We start from the raw sequence: 20,617 nt of genomic DNA on the forward strand, positions 1-20,617 counted from the left end.
TTTGAGGAGGAATGTCATGAGCGTTCGTTTAAGTGTCAAACAAATCAACCAAACAGCTCCACAACGTGTTTTATGTTTGAATCCGATGGGATGTGGTTCAGAGATCTGGATTTCGAGTATGGAACAAATGAGTGAACAATATGAGATTTTATTAATGGATTATCCTGGATTTTCCTCGTCAGAATTTTTAGAGACCCAAACGGTTGAAGAATTAACTCAGTTAGTGTCCCACACTCTTATGCAACTACCAACGAAGCCATTACATATGATCGGTTATTCATTTGGTAGTTGGATTGCACAAAATTTGGTGTTTGATGAGCGATTAGATCTGCGCAGCCTTACAGTGATGGGTTCATCAGACCGGATTTATAATCAAGGTATTCTCATGGCTGATGAGTGGGAGAACATCATTAGAAATATGGGGATTGATTCCTTTTTGGCGCAATTGGCATTTTGGAGTTTCTGTACTCAAACCTTTGAAGCAGGCTCTTTTATTCTACGGTCATTTGTTCGTGGTTGTAAAAAGAGTTGCAAAGATCCAGAGGTATTTCTCAATCAACTTCAAATGGTTAAAAGTTATCAGCAAGGTGTCCCTTTGAGTGAAATCAAGGTACCCACATTGATTATCCGTGGTGAGTTTGACTGTTTGTATCCAGCTTTTTGTTCAGAGCTTTTGCATAAGGAGATCCCTAACAGCCAGTTGTGTACGGTTCCTCGTGCAGGGCATGCGGCTTTGTGGGAGAATCCATCTTTTGTGAGTAAAGAGATCGAACAATTTGTTCAGGTGAATGGTTGATGATCCAGTTTAAGTCTCGTACCCTCATCGACGTCATGCTTCAATATATGGAACATGGAGACACACCATGGGGACATGGATTTTTTAATCCCCGTACTCAAACGTTCGATCCATTGTCCAATCAACAACTCACAGGGTTATCTTTTGCTTTCGGGCATCTTTTGGTTGAAAATGGAGTAAAACCGAAAGAGCTTTGCCTAATCGTCTGTGCAACACCGTTGACACAACTCTTAGCTTTCTATGCCAGCCTTTCGATTGGAGCTATTCCGTTATTGATGCCTAACCCAAAGGCGTTAAGTGGTGATGATGATTTACAACAACGGATTCAGCGCTGGAAAAACAACCTTTTTTCCGAAAAAACAAGCATCATAGTTGACTCACAATCTAGGCTTTGGCTATCCGATCTAGAAACAGAGCTACCAGTCATCCAGCTTCCCGAACAACCCTTAGAGATGGATGTCATGCGTCAGCCAGCACTTGAAATGTATCCCCATGTGGATGAGATCGCTTATCTGCAAATGACAAGTGCATCGACAGGTACAGGAAAAGCGGTGGCGATTACTCATCGTAATATCATCTCTAATGTGACAAGTATACATGTCAATTCAAATGCGGGAGAGGAGGAACGGATTTGTAGTTGGTTACCTTTGAATCATGATATGGGGCTTGTCGGAGCTGAGCTTTTCAGCTATTACCATCACTATCCCGTACTTCTGATGTCCCCTTACGATTTCTTACGCCGTCCACATCGTTGGCTAGAAGCGATTAGCCAATACCGTTGCACTTTATCTCCTTCACCTAACTTTGGCTATGACTATTGCTATCGCATGATTCCAGACGAACGAGTTAAAGATCTGGACCTCAGCAGTTGGAACATTGCCTATAATGGAGCCGAACCGATTCGAGCAGAAACCATTCACAACTTTTATCAAAAATTCCATCCAATTGGGTTGGAAAAGGAGACAATCATTCCAGTCTATGGCTTAGCTGAGGCTACCTTAGCAGTTACCTTTTCAGAGCCTTATACTTTACCTCGTTTTGTGATTGTGAATAAGTCTTCCTTGGATTTTGGTAGAAAAGCTGAACTGGTTGCAGAAGGAATTTATGATTTAGAGAAAGAGCCTCCTTGGATCGATTTGAAGTTGCAAACTCTTGCTTTTTCGGTTGGAAAGCCTCTTCCTGGTGTGACGGTCTTCATTCAACACGAAGAGGGAGAAAGGGAGCAACAGGATTTGATTTGTGGTGAGATTGTGGTGCAAGGAGATTCTATAGCATATGGAACCTTAACTCCAGAAACCAAAGAAGCCAAAGTATTTGATCAAGAGGTTCAGACAGGTGACTTTGGATTTATGTATCAGGGAAACTTGTATGTGGTGGAAAGAATTAAAAATATGATCATCCGTCATGGTGAGAATTACTTTGCTAACTTATTAGAAAAGGAGATTGCCGAAGAGTTGGGGATTACGGAGGAGCGAATAGCTGTATTTGAATCGGATCTATATAATTCTGAAAGCGATCTCATTGCCTTAATCGAAAAAGATCCTGTTGAAATTGGGCATGAGTTACTCCATTTAAAAGAGAAGGAGTTACCCATTACCCGTTATGTATTTACGAAGAAAAGAGCGATTCCACGTACTAGCAGTGGGAAAAAGCGACATTTTTTATGTAGACGATTATGGCAATTGAATCAACTGCCAGTCATTCAGATCTATGATGTTAGTAGGTGGAAATATGACAGAAAAAAAGTTTGAACTCCACCCCATGGCTTATTACCAGTCGATCCTGCGACGAACTCTCCCTAGGGAAATATTCCGCCGTCAACCTCATCGAATTGTTTGGTTATTTGTTCATGTTTTTGTGATCCTTGCTAGTGTCATAGCGATTCTTTTTTTACAAACGCCCATGTGGTTGAAATTAATTTTGGCGGTGCTTATAGGGAATAGCTTGGGTACACTGGGCTTTTTGGGACATGAGATTTTACATGGCTCTGTTGTAAAAGGGCGTAGATGGATGCTTCTTTTTGGGGGGATTTGTCTGTTACATTGGGGATTACCTCCACAGGTGTGGATCAATTGGCACAACCGAACCCATCATCACCATACCAATCAATGGTTTCAAGATCCTGATTGTTTTGGTCCGATTCATCTTTACAAAAAAAGTCGTTGGGTTCGATTTATGGAAAAATTAACTCCTGGTTCAGGAACGAAAAGAAGTTACTTGTTTCTCTTTTATTGGTTTACTCTCCATACTGCCTATAATATTTTCAAACATCCCAAAGCATTTCATAAACAAAGGAACCGTAAGTATGGTCGGGCATATTTTATAGGTGTACATTTGTTATGGTTACTTGCCTCCATTTTCCTATCCAACTCGTTTTATGATCCACTCTTTTTATTTGTTATTCCTATACTCATCAGTAACTTCATTATGATGAGCTATGTGGCTACCAATCATTTTATTAGTCCCACTTCCCAAAGTGTCTCAGATCCATTGGTTACGACTTTAACTGTTCGGTCACCTAAGATGATAGAGTATTTCCACCTTTACAATAACTATCATGTGGAACATCATTTATTTCCTGAATTAAATCCTTCCCAAGCGCGTTTGATAGCCAAGGAGCTTCGAACAAGATGGCCAGAGCGGTATCAAGAGATGTCTCATGTCCAGGCGATAAAAAAAGTGTATCAAACTCCTCGTTTATATGAGGACGAGCATACTCTAAAAAACCCACGCACAGGAGAAAAAGCAGAGACATTGCTTTCTCATTACTTTAACTTATGAATAAAATTAAAAAGCCCTCTCTACAAACGTCTTGGGTAGAGAAGGCTTTTTTTATGGGAAAAACTAAGTACATCTGATGAGACTTTGCTAAGTATCTAAATTACTTAGAAACCTTTGTATTGAGGTTCTTCACTTTCTAATTGCTGAACGCGACTCTCTACTTGTGTAATGACTTGCTGAGTGGTTTGGGCTGCATCTGTAAAGATTTGTTTGGCACTTTTGTTATTTGTACTTAAAGCAAATTGTTCAAGACTAGCTTGGGCGCTTTTCAGAGAAGCGACACAAGTTTTTACATCAGAAGAAACAGTCATGAAATGATCAACCTTTCCTTTAATGTTTGGGGTGTGTAGTGAAGAATAACTCGTTATATAAAAAACACTTTTTGAACCTGTTAATCACCTTACATTCAAATTTGTCTTTAAATAATGCAAAGTATTCCAGTTCATTACGGATATATTTTCCACGGTCTGCCCATCTCATAAAACGATTACTAATCGGGGAATTTTGGGAAAAACAAGGCTCCATAATAAACATGGATCCGGTTGGCTTCAACATTCGCTTGAATTCCTCTATATAAATATGAAGGTCTTCATTGGAAATATGATGAAGGACAGCCACGATGACAATATAGTCCATCGATTGATCTGCATATGGAATTTTTGTGTCATTAAGGACATGGAATGAATGTTCAGGGTGTTTTTTTTGGGCATATTCGACTCTTTGATGATCAGAATCAATCCCAAAGTACTGTTGGGGTGAAAACATCGAACAAAGTGTTCCTGTTCCAGAGCCAAAGTCCAGTACAGTTCGGCCTTCTAATTGAAGTTGCTTTTTTAGATGGCGATGGATATATCTATTGGTGATCATGGGTGGTCGAACAAACCAATCATAAAGGTATGGTGCGTGGGTTTGAATAATAAAGTTCACCATCTTTCCTCGACAGGTTCTAAAGTTAATGTGCCCATAGAACTAATTAAAATACGTATCATTTTTAAGTGTAAAAAGAGCGTTCTAGTTAAATAATAAGGGTGCTGATTTCATAACTAATTCAAAGTGGGGAGAGCTATGCCAGAATGGTTAGAAGTTACGATTCGAACTTTAGCAGCTGTATTAATTTTATTTTTGCTAACCAAGTTATTAGGGAAAAGACAGGTCTCACAACTGTCTTTATTTGAGTACATCACAGGGATTACGATCGGTAGTATTGCTGCAACTATGTCCTTGGATTTAAAAGCTACTTGGTATATAGGAATTATTGCATTGGTGGTTTGGACAGCTGTTTCATTACTTTTTGAATATCTTCCGATGAAAAGTAAGATCGTTCGTGATCTTGTTGATGGAAAAGCTACGATCTTAATACAAGAAGGTAAAGTTCTTGAAGATAATCTAGCTAAAGAAAAACTAACAGCAGATGAATTATTGGAGCGACTTCGTTCCAAAAATGCATTTGCAGTTTCGGATGTTGAATTTGCAGTAATGGAACCTAGTGGTGAGATCAATGTATTACTTGCCAAAGATAATCAACCGCTTACTGCAAAACACTTAGGCTTAAAAGTAGCTCCTGAACGAGAACCTCAAACAGTGATTATAGACGGAACGATTATGGATGAGCCATTAGCTAATGCAGGATTTAACCGAGGTTGGTTGGATGCTGAACTAGAAAAATTAGGTGTTGCCATAGAAAATGTTTTTTTAGGACAGGTTGATTCGTACGGACAGTTATATGTGGATCTATTCGATGATAAAATTCAGGTTCCTCAGCCTCAACAAAAAGCGTTATTGTTGGCTACCTTAAAAAAATGTGAAGCAGATATTGAAATGTTTAGTCTATCTACTCACAATCCCGAAAGTAAAAGTTTGTATGAAGATTGTTCCAAACAATTGCAAGAGATCATTCAAAATGTAAGACCGTTATTAAGTCGTTAGGAGACGATCACAATGGCGAATAATAAAAAGAAAAAACTGACTCCTGTTCAACAGGAGTATCAACAATTGGCTAAACGAAGGGAGCCTTCAAGACCTTTTTTAAAAAATTGTCTACGCGCTTTTTTAGTTGGAGGAGCGATTTGTTTAATTGGTCAACTAATCCAAGATGGATATATGAAATGGTTGAATGTGGAAAAAGGTCAGGCAGGAACTGCTACAGTAGCTACATTGATTTTAATCTCAGTCATTTTAACCAGTATAGGGATTTATGACAAATTAGGACAATGGGCAGGAGCAGGGTCTGCAGTACCCGTAACTGGCTTTGCCAATTCAATGGCTTCAGCAGCCTTAGAACATAGAAGTGAAGGTATGGTTCTAGGTGTTGGTGGAAAGATGTTCAAGTTAGCTGGTTCCGTCATTGTATTTGGGACGGTAGCGGCATTTGTGATTGCCTTACTTCATTTTATCTTTAATCCAGCTTTCACGGCGGGAGGAGGTTCCTAATGTTAAAAGGTCATCAAAGTTGGATATTTGAAAATAAGCCCACACTCCTTTCTAGTGCATCGGTTGTGGGTCCTTTTGAGGGGAGAGGACCACTTGGCAAAGATTTTGATATCATCCATGGTGATTCACTTTTAGGTCAAGATAGTTGGGAAAAAGCCGAAAAAACAATGATGGAAGATGCAGCTAAAAAGGCAATGGAAAAAGCAGGACTTACCAAAGATCAGATCCACTTTTATGTGGGTGGAGATATGATGAACCAGATTACTAGCTCTAGCTTTGCAGCACGAACTTTATCCATGCCTTACATTGGTGTTTTTGGTGCTTGTTCTACTTCGATGGAAAGTTTGGCCTTAGCTTCGTTAATCGTTGATTCCCATAGTGCCAAATATGTGCTTTGTGGAACTTGTAGCCATAATTCTAGTGCTGAAAAGCAGTTTCGCTATCCTACTGAATATGGTTCGCAAAAGCCACCCACCGCTCAATATACGGTAACTGGTGCAGGCGCTGCAGTTGTTTCATCAGAAGGAGAAGGCCCTAAGATCTTATCAGCCACGATGGGACGAATCGTTGATATGGGCATTAAAGATCCATTTAATATGGGGGCAGCTATGGCTCCAGCTGCTGTAGATACGATTCAAGCCCATTGTCGTGATTTGGGAATTACTCCAGATTATTATGATTTAATCGCTACAGGTGATTTATCTAAAGTAGGCTATGCGCTTGTTAAAGATTTATTCAAAAAACATGAGTTTCCGATTGAAAATACAAAGTATGTGGACTGTGGGATGATGATTTATGACTACGACAAGCAAATGGTTCAATCAGGAGGAAGTGGTTGTGCCTGTTGTGCTGTAGTAACCTATGGTCATCTTTTAAACCGATTAAAAAAAGGTGAATGGAAACGTATATTGATTGTAGCCACTGGGGCTTTACTTTCTCCAATCACTTTTCAACAAGGAGAAAGTATTCCATGTATTGCACACGCTGTGGCGATTGAGAATGGAGTGAGTTCATCATGATGCAGTTATTTTGGGCTTTTACTATTGGAGGAGCCATTTGTGTTGTGGGACAGATTTTTTATGATATTTTTAAGCTTACTCCCGCACACACCATGGCAACTTTAGTCGTTATTGGTGCGATGGTTGAAGGAGTAGGTTTATATGATCCATTTATAGAGTTTGCTGGCGCAGGTGCAACTGTCCCCATTACTAGCTTTGGAAATTCATTGGTGCATGGTACTTTGCATGAATTGAAAGCAAATGGTTGGACTGGTTTAATCACAGGGATCTTTGAAGTGACAAGTGCGGGAATCTCTTCCGCCATCATCTTTTCATTTTTTGCTGCACTGTTTATAAAACCAAAAGGTTAAATAAATCCCCGGTCCATGAAGTAGACTGGGGAGATTTTCTTTTTTTTAATTTTTTCGGAAGTGACCTAGGACTTCAACAGTTTCCGTAATATTAACAAATGCTTTGGAATCTGCTTCCTTGATCAAGCTTTTCACTTCTGTTAGTTCATATCGAGAAATAATCATAAATAATAGCTTTCTCTTTTCTTGCGTATACGCACCTTCTGCATCTACGATGGTAATTCCACGCACTAACTTGGAGATTAGCTTTTCTCTTACTTCTTCCCCTTTACTTGTAATAATCATGAGCGTTAATTTTAAGTGTTGGGTATGAATGGCATCGATAATTTTTCCTGTTGCAAAGATTGCAATCATCGTATACAATGCCGTATCCCAATTGAAAATAAAACCAGAAAAGAAAACAACAACCGCATTCATAAAGAAAATAAGGTTACCCAATGGAATTTCTTTTTTTCGGGTGAGCAAAAAACCAATAATATCAAATCCACCTGTAGAGGCTCCAGATCTAAACACTAAGCCCACACCGATTCCGCCAATTACACCACCAAAGATGGTTGATAAGATGGGGTCTGAAGAAACCTGTTGGATGGGAATATAGACCATGGCTAAAGAGGTAACGGTTACTGACATGATGGTATAGATCATAAATCTTTTGCCCAGTTTCATAAAACCAATGATGAGTAAGGGGAGATTCAGCGCAAAGTTGACTACCCCCGTATTTAATGGAGTTAACAAACCAATCATCATTGAGATTCCAGTAATTCCACTGCTTAAGATTTCATGTGGCAATAAAAACATATTATAAGCGACGGCTACTAGAACGGAAGAGAGTAGAATAGTTATAACTCGAAACATATGACTCACACACCCAGCTATCCATAAATGTTTTGACAACTATAACATATAAGAGCTTGTTGCAGAAATCAATGAAAAATGGTGTAGATCAGTTGTTGATGAAGCCATGTGCTAAAGGTAATGATATTTTAAAAATAGTTCCAACTCCAAGGGTACTGGTTACACGGATTTTCCCATGATGATTTTCAATTATTTTTTTGCAGACGGCCAGTCCAATCCCTGTTCCAGTCGTTTTAGTTGTAAAAAAAGGACTAAATAAATTTGTTTGTGTATAGGAGTCCATCCCATGCCCATTATCCTCAATCCAGATTTCGATATTGTGTTCGAAAGCATGAGTGGAGATCTCGATCCATCCATTTCCTTTGCTAGCGCTTTCTTCAATCGCATCTAAGGCGTTTTTAATCAAGTTTAGTATCACCTGTTTGATTTGTTTTACATCAATCCATAAAGAAGTGTTAATAGGTTGACCAGTCAGTCTGATCTGGCAATTTCTCATCGTGGCTTCACTCTGACAAAAGAGAATCATTTCTTCTAAAAGCTGTGAGATTGCAACCCTCTCCTTACTAGAAGTGGGGGGTTTGGTGGCATTTAGAAATTCATATATAATGTCATTGGCTCGGTCGATTTCACTTAGTGCAATCTCGGCATAATGCCCTTTTTCCATTTCGATAAGTTGGGGTTGTAAGAGTTGGACAAATCCTTTTACAGTGGACAATGGGTTTCTAATTTCGTGAGCAACACTGGCGGCTAACTTACCAATCGTTGAGAGATTTTCATAATGGAAAGTTAATTTCTCGATTTCTCTTATGGAAGATTCGAGTTTTTCCTTCTTTTTAACTAAACTTAAATACATTTTATTCAGTTGTACTTCAAGACTTTGAATCGATTGACTTAATTCTTTTAATTGGTGAGCCTTATGTATACAAAAAAGGAAGAGAGCATCCTTCGATTCACGATGAACGTGGACTTCAAACAAAGATAAAGAAGTTTTTCTTGTTTGTAAGCGAAGTTCTGTAGTGACAACTGAATAAACCTCAGACAAAAAGATGACGGCTCGATGACGGCTTCTTCCATCTACTAAATCGAGGAAATTAGGAACTTTAGGGAATGTATCCAAAGATTTTTGTGACTGAAAGACAATTTGTAAATTGGAATCAACTACAAAAACAGGAATGGGAACATGAAGAACATTCAGATGATATTGAGTTACATTCATCTTGCTTCAAACCTCTCTCTTCTGAAGAAGTGATCGTTCTTCAAACCATTCCAAAACTTCGGAAAGGCCTTAACCAGAAGAACATAAGTGAATTCTGACAAAAAGATAAAGACCAATGTAAAGAAAATAAGAGTGTCTTGATCATCTCTACTTGGTTTTAATCCCATTTATAAGATCTTGTATCATATGAATGTTTGTGAAAAATAGTCAATAATTTTGGGTTGCAGGGCTCATGGGGCATATTTGTCACGAATAATGACCATGAATCTAGTGTAAAGATTGATCATTAAGCAGTTCACATTATACTATGTTTACTTTTTATGAACAATAAGACACTCCTCTATATTTTAATATTAAAGTGAAGCGGATGCATCTTTACTAAAATCTTGTTTCATATTTCATTTAAATCTTGATTCTAGTAGCTGTTACACAAAGCTATTTCAAGCCAATGAACCATTTTTTACTAGGTGAATGGGGATCTCTGAGCGATCCATTAATTATGTTAAAAAAGTATAAATTAGTTTCTATTTACATTGACTGAATTATACCATTTTTCTATAATATAAATTAAGTTAACTGAATGTGTATCCACTTGGATCCAAGTGACACTGAGGGTCCTCAATCAACTAGAAGCTATTTGAGAGCATTTGAAATAGCTTCTAAATTTATGAGTGTTCACTTCCCGAGTCTGTAAATGTTTAATGAACTGATCAAAAGGGGGAAGTTGGTTATGGGGATTTTAATCTTTAACAAGTTGTCTCACAAGGATGCCCCATATGAACAATGGGTGGAGGACCTAGATGAAGAGCTGTACTTACTCACTTCAGAATCATGGAGCAAAGATTTGAATGGATACCAACACATCTACTCTTTTTCTAATTATGATTTTAATAACAATATCGAATGGACAGCTATTGAGTTGTACGAAGGCAACCCATACCATACGATTATTGCTACCGCAGAACGAGATATTTTAAGGGTAGCTCGCTTAAGACAGCATCTAGGTTTAGAGGGGCAATCACTTGAAAGTGCTTATGCCTTTTGTCATAAAGGAAAGATGAAGACAATCCTCCAAAAAGCGGGAGTACGTGTTCCCATTTTTCAAATCCTACATTCTACTTATGATTTATATGAATTTATTCAGCAACATGGATATCCAGTCGTGATTAAACCTGTTGACGGTATGGGTTCAAGAGATACCACTGTGATCAACCATCGACATGATTTAAGAAGTTATTTAAAAGAGGGTCTCTCTTCTAATCTTGAGGTTGAAGAATACATCGAAGGAGAGATATATCATGTAGATGGGGTGATTATAGATGGGAAATTAATTCATCTTTGGCCCTCGAAGTATTTAAATGATTGTCTTTTGTTTCATGAAGAAAAATACCTCGGAAGCTATTTATTAGAGCCTGCCAATCCTCTTACAAGGCGTCTTCAGTCTTATATCTCCTATATTTTAGACATTCTTCCTACACCTCTCCATACATCATTTCATGCGGAAGTTTTCCATACACCTCAAGATGAACTGATCCTTTGTGAAATTGCTTGTTGTACAGGAGGTTCTCGAATTGCTGAAGAGTTTAGACAAGCCTTCCATTTAGACTTAACGAAGTGTTCAGTACAAGCTCAATGTGGGCTCTCAGTCAAGATCCCAATCGGGGTCAAGGAGCGTTCGGGTCCTACTTCACAGTATGGTTTTCTTGGAATTCCTGCGAGAGAAGGGACATTTATTAGTGGTCCTGACACAGATCAATTCCCTGATTGGGTCACCGAGTATATACTAATCGCTAAGCCAGGTGCTTATTATACCCACGCTTATACGAGTGTCGATTATGTATGTACCATATTGGTTAAGGGGGATTCAGAAAAACAGGTGTTACAACGTTTGTATGAAGCAGCCAAGCAGTTTGAACAACAAGCAGTTTGGAAATAGATAAGGATGATCATTCAATAGATCGGCTGTTTGCATAATCATTCAAGTATAGCGTAGCATAGAATAGATTAGAGAATGGAATTTGATATTCTAACGCCCAAGATGATCCATGCATTTCCCGTTCATGACTTGCTTTCGAAATGATTCCCATGCCTTTGGCTCGTCCGATTGAAAGAATATCGATCCCAATCAGAGAAAAACTATTGGAAGTCATCATGTCTATTTCATCTTAGTAATCAAATTTTACAATATTTACCTAGTGGGTTTAGGTGTGATAAAGTGAGAGTGAGTAGTAGGTATGGGAATCAAAAAGGGGAGGATTCAGATGGAAAAGGTGATGATGAAACAAGGCTCCTTTTCTTATCAATCGGTTGACTTTTCTACATCCAACCCATTAAGCCTCAATAAAATCACAGAACTAGAAAATCGTTTACGGGGATTGATCCGGATCATCCGTAAAGGATTAGAAAAGATTTATACAGTCTTGATTCATTTCCAGACTTCCAATGACTCAGCCATGGTTTCATTTTGGAAAAGTGTGGCTCATTGGTATCAGAAAAAAGGTTGGTCTATGCTGAGTGATCTGATCTATGAGTTAAAAAGGCGAGAAATTCAATACCAAGATTACTTCATGATCAAGGACGTTCTTGATATCCAAGAAAATATTGCAGTGCCTATGGTACAAGGTCTTAGTAACCGTCATTTGGATGAAGGACAACTTGAATCCGTACTTCATTATTTAAAAGAGCTTCCTTTTTATCTACAATATGATCTTCAATTAGAAAGCATGGATTTTAAAAAAGTCCAACCAATTCAATATCAAGATTATCAAACTTCGATGAGCTTCTTGGCTGCTAATCGTTTTGAGGATCTTCATTATCAAATTGATTTTAAACCAAAATGGGGATGAATATGAAACAAACCTTTGATTGGCTCGTTTCACATGCGGAGTTTAAAGAAGTTGAGTTAGTTTCACTCATGTGTAGTCAAAATAAGCAACTCGTTGATTCATTAGGTAATGTTCATATTTCCATCGATTATACTTCTTTAGAAATGGTTCAAGATGGTTACGAATGGATGTTTCCAGTTCGCTTTTGTATTCGCGCTTATCATGGAGAGCAAGGAGACCCTCCACCAGAAGAAAACCATCTATTTTGTATTGAATTTGTTTTAGATTGTATCTATTCATTAGATATTGAAGAAGAATGTTCTACATCACATCCTAAAAAGATTGATCAGTCACTGCCAGAGCAACAAGTGTTATCCAATGTTTGGCCATATGCAAGAGAATTAGTGAGTAATTTAACCATCCGTATGGGTTTTCCCCCTCTCATGATTCCGCCATTGAAACAAGCAACTTGATAAGAGGTGGATGATGGGACTACAATTTGTATCCAAAAAAGGACCTTCTCAACAAGTTTATGTGTTAAAGCTAGCTGAGCTTGTGAAAAAGAACCATGAACTCTTTATTTATCTTGCCCGTATATTTACTACCTATAGAAAAAAAGAGATTCATGACTTCAAACAGTTTCACTCATTTGTAAAAATGATTGTCCAACATCCACGACTATCATTGTCAAAACAAGAAAGACATCAGCTGATGGAATTGATCCATCTCATCTACCAACACTCCAACTTCCAAATGATTCGTGCCGAATTTCTAGAAGAGATGACGGCTTATTTTGGACCTTTTCAAACCGCTGATCCATCCCCACAAGTATACCGTGAGCCTAGTATTTACGAAAATCATGTTTTAATCGGTGAAACAGGGCATAAATGCGATGTCGTTTTTTTTGAGAAAGTAGATAGACCCATGGAGTTAATCGAATGCAAATCAACATTGGCCACATTTATGACACTCACGAAAGATTTCGAAACCACAAGAAAAAGTACAAAAGGAAAGATTACCTATTTGAATAAAGTTCGCGAATATTTAATGGTTCATTATGTAGAGCCTGTTCTATTTTTTTCTTGCTATGACACCAATATTGATGTCATTAAGGAAAATATCTATTCCAATTGGGGGTTTACTCATTATCTTTTTCTTAACCCGATTCAGTTATGTAAAAAGAAATAAGAACACTACAAATTGCCGCTAAATTGCCAAGACAAGTGAGCTTCAAAATATGCTAAAATAGATGACAAATCCAATCAACTAAGGAGTGCTCACATGAATCTCAAATTTGGAGACGATGAAATAGAGTTTGAAATCGGCGGAGTTGAAATTGAGATTGAAGAAGATGAAATCGAGATCGAAATTGGTGGGCTAGAAATCGAAATTAGTGAAGATGGTATTGAAATAGAGTTTGAAGATTAATCTTATGGCAGAAGCTAGTCGTGTGATGGAGTATTTCATGCACATAAATCAATGACTTAGACAGGGATTCCTACCAGTTAGGTGGATCTCTGTTTTTTTTATTCCTTTTTTAGATAACAATGGAGTGGGAGAAGGTGATCGGTTTGAAAATTCAAGTCAACTTAGATCCAAAGTGTGAAGAGTTAGAGGTGACCATTCGTACCCATGAGCTAACAAAAGAAGTGAATCAATTAGTTGATACACTGCGAGGAGGAAGTTTAAAGCGGATTATTGGGATTCGTGCTCAACCAATCGGAAAGTTTATGCCCAGACTCCTAAGGGGGCATTTGAACTTGACTTGAGTAAAAGCTCCTGAATGAATTGGAAATCACTTTACTCAATCTAATCTAAGTAAAGTAGCGATTCGTAAAAGTTGAATCGCTACTTTTTTCAATATTTGATTCATATACAAAAAATAGGTCAGTTCATAGGTTCTTCAGCATAATCTTAATAGCAACTCGACTTGAGCTATTAAATGAACTGAAGAGGGGAGATGTTGCTCTGACGAGCGACTTTTGCGTATTCGCTGCGCAAGCGAGACAGAGAAACAGCGACCCGACGGGATCTAGATGATTATGCTACTAAAAATACTCATATAGAGTAGCAAATCGTTTGATTAAAGGAGGACTATGAGTGACCTGGAAGAAATACTTAGAAAAGGCACATGTATATGAACGATTGGCAGATTATTATAAGAATAAAAACCCTCAGTTGTATAATGAATATTATCGTAAATATAACTCAAATATGAAGATATTTGTTGAAGCATATCATCAAGAGAAAGAACAACAGATGCAGTCTGATTTAAGGGAAACTTATATCCCTTCTTTGATGCCAATTATTTCTGAACCCATTCATCCACCTGCAAGCGTTCGAATTCTTCATGCTTCAAAAAAAGCAGAAAAGACTCCAGTTGATCTCTACGTGAACGGGCAAAAAATCTTATCTAACTTAAAATATGGTTCAGTTACTAACTATTTAGATTTACGTCCAGGTGAATACTTGATCGAAGCATTTCCAGTTGGTAAAAAAGATAAACCATTGATTCGACAAAGGTTGCAAGTGAAAGAAGGGCGCTCTTATCTACTTGTGGTGATTGACCATGACTCTGGGAAAATGGATCTAGCTATTTATCCTATAACTCGTAAACCAAGTAAACGAAAAGCAAAAGTTCGAGTCATTCACTTAGCGAAGGGGATTCCTACAGTGAATGTCACTTTGCCAACAGGAGTTCACTTATTTAAGGAAGTTTCTTATTTAGAAGGAACTCCCTATCAATCAATCGAACCTATATCAACTAAATTAATAATTAAAGAGAGTCAAACAGATCAATTGTTATATACTATTCCCAAAGTAAAGTTGGGGGCTGGTGATGTGATTACGGCAATAGCTCTAGATCCTCATAATCAATTACAAATATTATTGTTAAATGATCGACGCTAAATTTATAAGCGCTAAAAAAATATGTTTATTTACCTTTAAACGGGTAAAAAAATTAATAGAACATAAATAGTCAAGCGGTTTTGCTTGGCTTTTTATTTCAATGAACAGTCAATTGGAAATATTTTCAGTCCTATATATTCCAAATTATATAAGCCAATTTATGCTTGATTTAGTAAGATAGATATTAAGACGTTTCCGGGAAAGGAAGATGATTATGAACGTATTAGAAATGAATGAAATTGGTAAGTTTATCCGTAAAACTAGGAAAGAAAGAGGCTTACGTTTAGAAGATCTCTCTGATGATCACATTTCAACAGCTACCATTAGTAATATCGAGAGAGGGATTCCACACGTCAATAAAGATAAAATTTTATATTTGATGAGTAAATTAGGATTGGAACTAGATGAAATTCCACAAATGCTTGAAAAAGAAAGTGAAAGCTTAGAGAGTGTTCACCTCAAATTTACGGCGATTGAAACGATGATTGAAGTGGGCAGTTACCAAGAAGCTATCCGTTCGTTGTCTAATATTTCTGAAGAATCACTCTCCCTCCATCAAGCAACTGTTCATTTAATCAAAGGAAGATGCTTTTTGGAAGGAAGAGAGTGGCGTAAAGGAGAGCGAGAACTGAGTGAAGCGATTCGTCTTTCCTTTCAAGACCCTTACTCTAACCAAATGAACTTGGAAGCTGTTAGTTATCTTTATCTTTCTAAGAGTCGTGCACAACAAAGAGATTGGGCTCAAGCTTTACAATATGTCGAACGAGGTATTGAGCTCTATCAACAGTCACAAGATACGAAACAGATAATTTACCACCTACTCGTTAATCAAGTGATCTATCTTGATCAACTTGGACGGACTGATGAGGCTTTAAGAAAGTTAGAAGAATTATGGACAGAAATTTCATTGATTCAAAATAAAGATCTTGTCATTCAAATGTATCGTTTACGAGTAGACCTTTATCAGCGGATTCACTTGCATCATGATGCCGTTCGCTATGCCAAAGAAGGGATTCAGTTGGCAATTAAAAGTCACTACCATGACGAGTTGTTCCGTTTGTGGCTATCCTTAGGGAAAACCTATCTTGATTTGACTGAATATGATGATGCAGAAACATGCCTTCATTTTGTGATGAGCATGTCTGGATTGATCTCAGATTCTAAAGAATGGTTGAAAGCTAAAAGTTTGCTTGGTCAGCTCTATTTCCATCAGGAAAAATGGGACAAGGCTCGAGAGACCTTACAAGCTGTCATTGATCAAGCAGATAAAAGTCAGGATGCCGAAATTGCTGGGCAAGCTCTTCTGCTGATGGGAAAATTGTTAAAGCAAAGAGAGCATTGGGTAGATGCTATTCAGGTATTTATTCGACTCACTGAAGTAGCTAGCAAAAGTCGCGCTTATGCACTTGCTTATAAGGGTTTCGATGAATTAGCTAGTTGTTATGAACAGATCGGACAGATGGATTCTTTTCGCTCTGCTGTAGAACAAATGTATCAAACTCAACAAAAAATAAAAATGCGCCAACAAAGACAAAGTTTACGCTTGTTGAATCGGGGGATGGGGTCTCCATTTAAGTAAATGTCTAAGGAATGATTAATTATCCATAAGGTTTGTGGAGTATAGATTTGTCATGTAATAAATGATCAGTAACTATCGTCCTATCGACAACATGAATCTGATATAATAAGTTAAAGTGTAAAAACTTCTTAAAAAAGTATGAGAGTGATGACGAGTTTGGGGAGCTTCTTATGGAAGTGAACCCCATCATCATTCTGATCACATATGCTTCTCTTATCAAGAGTGGTGGAGGGACTGGCCCGATGAAACCCAGCAACCAGTTGGTTCAGACGAATCAACAAGGTGCTAATTCCTGCAGAGATTTTATCTCTGAAAGATGAGAGCGTTGAAAACACCTTTCATCTTTTTAAAGTGAAGGGTGTTTTCTTTTATTATGAAGAGTAGAAATGGGGATGTAGCGATGACAACCACATCGATCGTAAGTCGGTTGCAGGAAAAGATTGTAATTTTAGATGGTGCAATGGGAACCATGTTACAACAAGCAGATCTAGTAGCAGAAGACTTTGGTGGAGAGCCTTATGAAGGTTGTAATGAAATATTAAACCTGACCCGACCAGAGCTGATTCAAGAGATTCATGAACAATACTTTTCGGTAGGTGCCGATGTTGTGGAGACCAATACTTTTGGAGCGACTCCTGTCGTCTTAGCAGAATATGGTTTACAAGATCAGACCGAAGCAATCAATTTGGCAGCAGTTCGACATGCGTTAGTAGCTAAAGAAAAATGGTCTACCACAGAGTGTCCACGTTATGTAGCTGGTTCCATGGGACCTACGACAAAGACGTTATCAGTAACTGGAGGAGTCACATTTGAGGATCTTGTGGCATCTTATTATCGTCAAGCGAAAGCTTTAATCGAAGGGGGAGTGGATGTCCTCCTTTTAGAAACTGCTCAAGATACGTTAAATGTAAAAGCGGCAAGTATAGGGATTCAACAAGCTTTTGCCAGACTGGGTCAAAAAATTCCGATCATGATTTCTGGAACGATTGAGCCAATGGGAACGATGCTGGCAGGACAAAATATAGAAGCTTTTTATTTATCCATTCAACACTTGCAACCGATTGCGATTGGATTGAATTGTGCAACAGGGCCTGAATTTATGAAAGATCATCTTCGTTCGTTAGCCCAATTGTCGCAATGTGCAGTTAGTTGTTATCCCAATGCAGGTTTACCTGACGAAAATGGACATTATCTTGAAACACCCCAAGCTCTTGCTAAAAAGATGGGGGAGTTTGCGGATGAGGGTTGGATTAACTTAGCTGGTGGATGTTGCGGTACGACTCCAGCACATATTAGAGCACTGGTTGAGATCATGGAAAAGAAGAAACCCCGTGGACTGACGGGTCCTCATTTACCTGCGATTGCCGGAATGGAACCATTATTTTTTGAGGAGGAAAACAGGCCCATTTTGGTAGGAGAACGGACAAATGCGATCGGTTCTCGTAAGTTTAAACGATTGATTATTGAAGGAAAAGTTGAAGAGGCAGCAGAGATTGCGCGTAAGCAAGTGAAGGGTGGAGCACAGGTGATCGATATTTGTTTAGCCAATCCAGAGCGAGATGAGCTTGAAGATATGGAACAATTTATACAGCTTGTCACCAAGAAAGTGAAAGTACCTCTCATGATTGACTCTATGGATGCTCAAGTGATGGAACGTGCATTAACTTATGTGCAGGGAAAAGCAGTGATTAATTCAATCAATTTTGAAGATGGAGAACGGCGTTTTTCTGAAGCAGTTCCTTTGTTACAACGATTTGGAGCCGCTGTTGTCGTTGGAACCATAGATGAGAAAGGAATGGCTGTTACTCGGGAACGGAAGTTGGAGGTCGCTCAAAGATCCTATCAATTGTTGGTGGAGCGATATGGACTTTCTGGGAAAGATATTATTTTTGATCCGCTTGTATTTCCAGTGGGTACAGGGGATGCGAATTATATTGGCTCAGCATTAGAGACAGTGGAAAGCATTCGTTTGCTTAAGGAATCATTACCTGAATGTTCAACGATTTTAGGAATTTCAAATGTCTCCTTTGGTCTTCCTCCAGCAGGGCGTGAAGTGTTAAATGCTGTTTTTTTGTATGAATGTACAAAAGCTGGACTTGATCTAGCTATTGTTAATACAGAAAAGTTGGAACGTTATGCTTCTATTTCTGAGTCGGAACGCCGTTTGGCTCGAGCACTTCTTTTCCAAACTACTTCTCAAAACTACGAGCAAGTATTGGCTGAGTTCACAGATTTTTACCGAGATCAACGAGTGAAAAAACAAGAGTCTGCTCCACTCTTATCTTTGGAGGAACGTCTTTCCAATTACATTATCGAAGGAAGTAAAGATGGCCTGGTTGAGGACTTAGCTAAGGCTCTTGAGAAATATACACCTCTTGAGATTATCAATGGTCCTCTGATGTCAGGGATGGATGAAGTCGGACGACTGTTCAATGAAAATCAATTGATCGTGGCCGAAGTTCTTCAGAGTGCTGAAGCGATGAAAGCTTCCGTTTCATTTTTGGAGCCATATATGGACCAGGAAGATGTGCAGACAAAGGGAAAGGTGATTTTGGCTACGGTTAAAGGTGATGTGCATGATATTGGTAAAAATTTGGTCGATATTATTCTTAGTAACAATGGATATGAAGTGATCAATTTAGGAATTAAAGTACCGCCTGAACAACTGATTGACGCTATCCGAAAGGAGAAACCAGATCTAATCGGTTTATCTGGTTTATTAGTGAAATCAGCACAACAAATGGTTGTCACGGCACAAGACTTACAAGCAGCAGATATTCAAGTTCCGATGTTGGTCGGGGGAGCTGCGCTAACCCGTAAATTTACAGAGACCCGAATTGCTCCCAAGTATACAGGTCCTATTTTTTATGCCAAAGATGCGATGAATGGTTTGGAATTGTCCAATCGTTGGATGAATCCTAAAGAACGAGAACAGTTATTGGTAGAGCAGAAGAGAAGTCGTTCTTCGACTCCATCTTTGGCTCACAACAAGAGTGAAGTTAACAAGAAGTCTATTTTACAAAGCTCAGTAAATCGCCAAGTTCAGAGGTTTCATCCTCCACACTTTGAACCACATGTCTATCGAGATGTTCCTATCTCCCATTTGATTCCATATATCAATGAACAGATGTTGTTAGGAAGGCACTTGGGGATCCGTGGAAATGTCGAAAAGTTGTTAGCGAGTGGAGATCAAAAAGCGATGGAGTTGAAAGAGAAAGTAGATTTCTTACTCCAAAGGTTAGATCAAGAGCAAATTCTTCACCCAAAAGCTGTATTTCAATTTTTCCCTGCCCAAGCAGAGGGGGACACCATTTTGATCTATGATCCACAGCATCAACAAAGTGTCCTAGAGCGTTTTTATTTTCCTAGACAAAGTCAGCCTCCTTATCTGTGTTTAGCTGATTATTTACGTCCTCGAAAGTCAGGAGAAATGGATGTAGTTGGCTTTTTATCAGTTACGGCAGGGCATGGGGTTCAAGAGGTGGCCGAACGATGGAAGCAAGAGGGAAACTATCTTGATTCACATATGATTCAAGCGATTGCACTAGAGTTAGCGGAAGCATTTGCAGAGCGATTACACCAAGTGATGAGAGATGTCTGGGGATTTCCTGATCCCATAGGAATGACGATGAAAGAGAGATTTGCTGCCAAATATCAAGGCATGCGGGTTTCTTTTGGTTATCCGGCATGTCCGCATCTGGAAGACCAAGAGAAACTATTCCGTCTCATTCACCCTGAAAGGATTGGAGTTCACCTCACTGAAGGATACATGATGGAACCAGAAGCATCTGTAACTGCCATGGTTTTTGCTCATCCAGAAGCCCGTTATTTTCGTGTTGATGAGGAGGGTCAGTAA

The 20,617-nt window shown here is 38.5% G+C and carries 21 protein-coding genes and 1 riboswitch; of the genes, 16 read left to right on the plus strand and 5 right to left on the minus strand.

All coding sequences use genetic code 11. The features are described from left to right. Window positions 1-16: 16 nt before the first annotated feature. Genes EDD58_RS05170 through EDD58_RS05180 form a run of 3 tightly spaced genes read left to right on the plus strand, consistent with a single transcriptional unit; the run spans window position 17 to window position 3,577 of the window. Window positions 17-796 (plus strand): alpha/beta fold hydrolase, encoded by a 780-nt coding sequence (locus EDD58_RS05170; protein WP_131923770.1) that lies wholly within the window; start codon window positions 17-19, stop codon window positions 794-796. Next, a complete protein-coding gene (locus tag EDD58_RS05175; RefSeq protein ID WP_131923771.1) occupies window positions 796-2,547 on the plus strand; it encodes an AMP-binding protein in 1,752 nt (583 codons plus the stop codon). The genes EDD58_RS05170 and EDD58_RS05175 overlap by 1 nt, the downstream gene beginning before the upstream one ends. After that, window positions 2,528-3,577 carry a fatty acid desaturase family protein gene (locus EDD58_RS05180; protein ID WP_165875808.1) on the plus strand — a complete coding sequence of 350 codons (1,050 nt, stop codon included), beginning with the start codon at window positions 2,528-2,530 and terminating at the stop codon, window positions 3,575-3,577. The genes EDD58_RS05175 and EDD58_RS05180 overlap by 20 nt, the downstream gene beginning before the upstream one ends. Before the next feature lie 104 nt (window positions 3,578-3,681). Here the strand turns inward: EDD58_RS05180 and EDD58_RS05185 are convergent, their stop codons facing one another. Together EDD58_RS05185 and EDD58_RS05190 are read right to left on the minus strand one after the other, a co-directional pair. After that, window positions 3,682-3,888 carry a DUF1657 domain-containing protein gene (locus tag EDD58_RS05185; protein WP_131923773.1) on the minus strand — a complete coding sequence of 69 codons (207 nt, stop codon included), beginning with the start codon at window positions 3,886-3,888 and terminating at the stop codon, window positions 3,682-3,684. Between the two features lie 19 nt (window positions 3,889-3,907). Further along, window positions 3,908-4,504 carry a class I SAM-dependent methyltransferase gene (locus EDD58_RS05190; protein ID WP_165875809.1) on the minus strand — a complete coding sequence of 199 codons (597 nt, stop codon included), beginning with the start codon at window positions 4,502-4,504 and terminating at the stop codon, window positions 3,908-3,910. A gap of 138 nt (window positions 4,505-4,642) precedes the next feature. Here EDD58_RS05190 and EDD58_RS05195 point away from each other — a divergent pair, with 138 nt between their 5' ends. The 4 genes from EDD58_RS05195 to spoVAE are packed head-to-tail and all read left to right on the plus strand — an operon-like array spanning window position 4,643 to window position 7,376. Further along, entirely contained in the window at window positions 4,643-5,503 is an 861-nt protein-coding gene (locus tag EDD58_RS05195) for a DUF421 domain-containing protein (RefSeq protein WP_131923775.1), read from the plus strand. A gap of 12 nt (window positions 5,504-5,515) precedes the next feature. Beyond that, the gene (gene spoVAC, locus EDD58_RS05200; protein ID WP_131923776.1) at window positions 5,516-6,007 is read left to right on the plus strand and encodes a stage V sporulation protein AC; all 492 of its coding nucleotides are present in this window, start codon (window positions 5,516-5,518) and stop codon (window positions 6,005-6,007) included. Beyond that, window positions 6,007-7,026 (plus strand): stage V sporulation protein AD, encoded by a 1,020-nt coding sequence (gene spoVAD / locus EDD58_RS05205; protein ID WP_131923777.1) that lies wholly within the window; start codon window positions 6,007-6,009, stop codon window positions 7,024-7,026. The genes spoVAC and spoVAD overlap by 1 nt, the downstream gene beginning before the upstream one ends. Continuing rightward, window positions 7,026-7,376 carry a stage V sporulation protein AE gene (spoVAE, locus tag EDD58_RS05210; protein WP_131923778.1) on the plus strand — a complete coding sequence of 117 codons (351 nt, stop codon included), beginning with the start codon at window positions 7,026-7,028 and terminating at the stop codon, window positions 7,374-7,376. The genes spoVAD and spoVAE overlap by 1 nt, the downstream gene beginning before the upstream one ends. Window positions 7,377-7,421: 45 nt before the next feature. On the opposite strand, the gene EDD58_RS05215 is transcribed toward spoVAE, so the two are convergent. Both EDD58_RS05215 and EDD58_RS05220 read right to left on the minus strand, forming a co-directional pair. Further along, window positions 7,422-8,231 carry a YitT family protein gene (locus EDD58_RS05215; RefSeq protein ID WP_131923779.1) on the minus strand — a complete coding sequence of 270 codons (810 nt, stop codon included), beginning with the start codon at window positions 8,229-8,231 and terminating at the stop codon, window positions 7,422-7,424. 88 nt (window positions 8,232-8,319) lie between these two features. Then, window positions 8,320-9,447 carry an ATP-binding protein gene (locus EDD58_RS05220; RefSeq protein ID WP_131923780.1) on the minus strand — a complete coding sequence of 376 codons (1,128 nt, stop codon included), beginning with the start codon at window positions 9,445-9,447 and terminating at the stop codon, window positions 8,320-8,322. A gap of 730 nt (window positions 9,448-10,177) precedes the next feature. Here EDD58_RS05220 and EDD58_RS05225 point away from each other — a divergent pair. Then, the gene (locus EDD58_RS05225) at window positions 10,178-11,383 is read left to right on the plus strand and encodes an ATP-grasp domain-containing protein (protein ID WP_165875810.1); all 1,206 of its coding nucleotides are present in this window, start codon (window positions 10,178-10,180) and stop codon (window positions 11,381-11,383) included. A 10-nt stretch (window positions 11,384-11,393) separates the two neighbouring features. Here the strand turns inward: EDD58_RS05225 and EDD58_RS05230 are convergent, their stop codons facing one another. Then, complete coding sequence (locus tag EDD58_RS05230) at window positions 11,394-11,597, minus strand: hypothetical protein (RefSeq protein ID WP_131923782.1); 204 nt, start codon at window positions 11,595-11,597, stop codon at window positions 11,394-11,396. Window positions 11,598-11,708: 111 nt separating this feature from the next. Here EDD58_RS05230 and EDD58_RS05235 point away from each other — a divergent pair, with 111 nt between their 5' ends. The 8 genes from EDD58_RS05235 to metH all read left to right on the plus strand — a co-directional run bounded on the left by EDD58_RS05235 (window position 11,709) and on the right by metH (window position 20,617). Beyond that, a complete protein-coding gene (locus EDD58_RS05235; RefSeq protein ID WP_131923783.1) occupies window positions 11,709-12,293 on the plus strand; it encodes a hypothetical protein in 585 nt (194 codons plus the stop codon). A 2-nt stretch (window positions 12,294-12,295) separates the two neighbouring features. Continuing rightward, window positions 12,296-12,745 (plus strand): protein-export chaperone SecB, encoded by a 450-nt coding sequence (locus EDD58_RS05240; protein WP_165875811.1) that lies wholly within the window; start codon window positions 12,296-12,298, stop codon window positions 12,743-12,745. A 13-nt stretch (window positions 12,746-12,758) separates the two neighbouring features. After that, window positions 12,759-13,460: a hypothetical protein gene (locus EDD58_RS05245; protein WP_131923785.1), complete on the plus strand. Its 702-nt coding sequence runs from the start codon at window positions 12,759-12,761 to the stop codon at window positions 13,458-13,460. 93 nt (window positions 13,461-13,553) lie between these two features. Further along, window positions 13,554-13,700 carry a hypothetical protein gene (locus EDD58_RS14775; protein ID WP_165875812.1) on the plus strand — a complete coding sequence of 49 codons (147 nt, stop codon included), beginning with the start codon at window positions 13,554-13,556 and terminating at the stop codon, window positions 13,698-13,700. A 119-nt stretch (window positions 13,701-13,819) separates the two neighbouring features. Beyond that, on the plus strand, window positions 13,820-14,041 hold the full coding sequence (locus tag EDD58_RS05250) for a hypothetical protein (protein ID WP_131923786.1): 222 nt from the start codon (window positions 13,820-13,822) through the stop codon (window positions 14,039-14,041). 331 nt (window positions 14,042-14,372) lie between these two features. Next, entirely contained in the window at window positions 14,373-15,182 is an 810-nt protein-coding gene (locus EDD58_RS05255) for a DUF4397 domain-containing protein (protein WP_131923787.1), read from the plus strand. 214 nt (window positions 15,183-15,396) lie between these two features. Beyond that, window positions 15,397-16,761 carry a helix-turn-helix domain-containing protein gene (locus EDD58_RS05260; RefSeq protein ID WP_165875813.1) on the plus strand — a complete coding sequence of 455 codons (1,365 nt, stop codon included), beginning with the start codon at window positions 15,397-15,399 and terminating at the stop codon, window positions 16,759-16,761. A gap of 210 nt (window positions 16,762-16,971) precedes the next feature. After that, window positions 16,972-17,084, plus strand: a riboswitch (SAM riboswitch). A 77-nt stretch (window positions 17,085-17,161) separates the two neighbouring features. Further along, window positions 17,162-20,617, plus strand: a complete 3,456-nt coding sequence (gene metH, locus EDD58_RS05265) for a methionine synthase (RefSeq protein ID WP_131923972.1) — start codon at window positions 17,162-17,164, stop codon at window positions 20,615-20,617.

The organism is Hazenella coriacea, from assembly GCF_004341825.1.
In the GTDB taxonomy this organism is placed as follows: Bacteria; Bacillota; Bacilli; order Thermoactinomycetales; family Thermoactinomycetaceae; genus Hazenella; species Hazenella coriacea.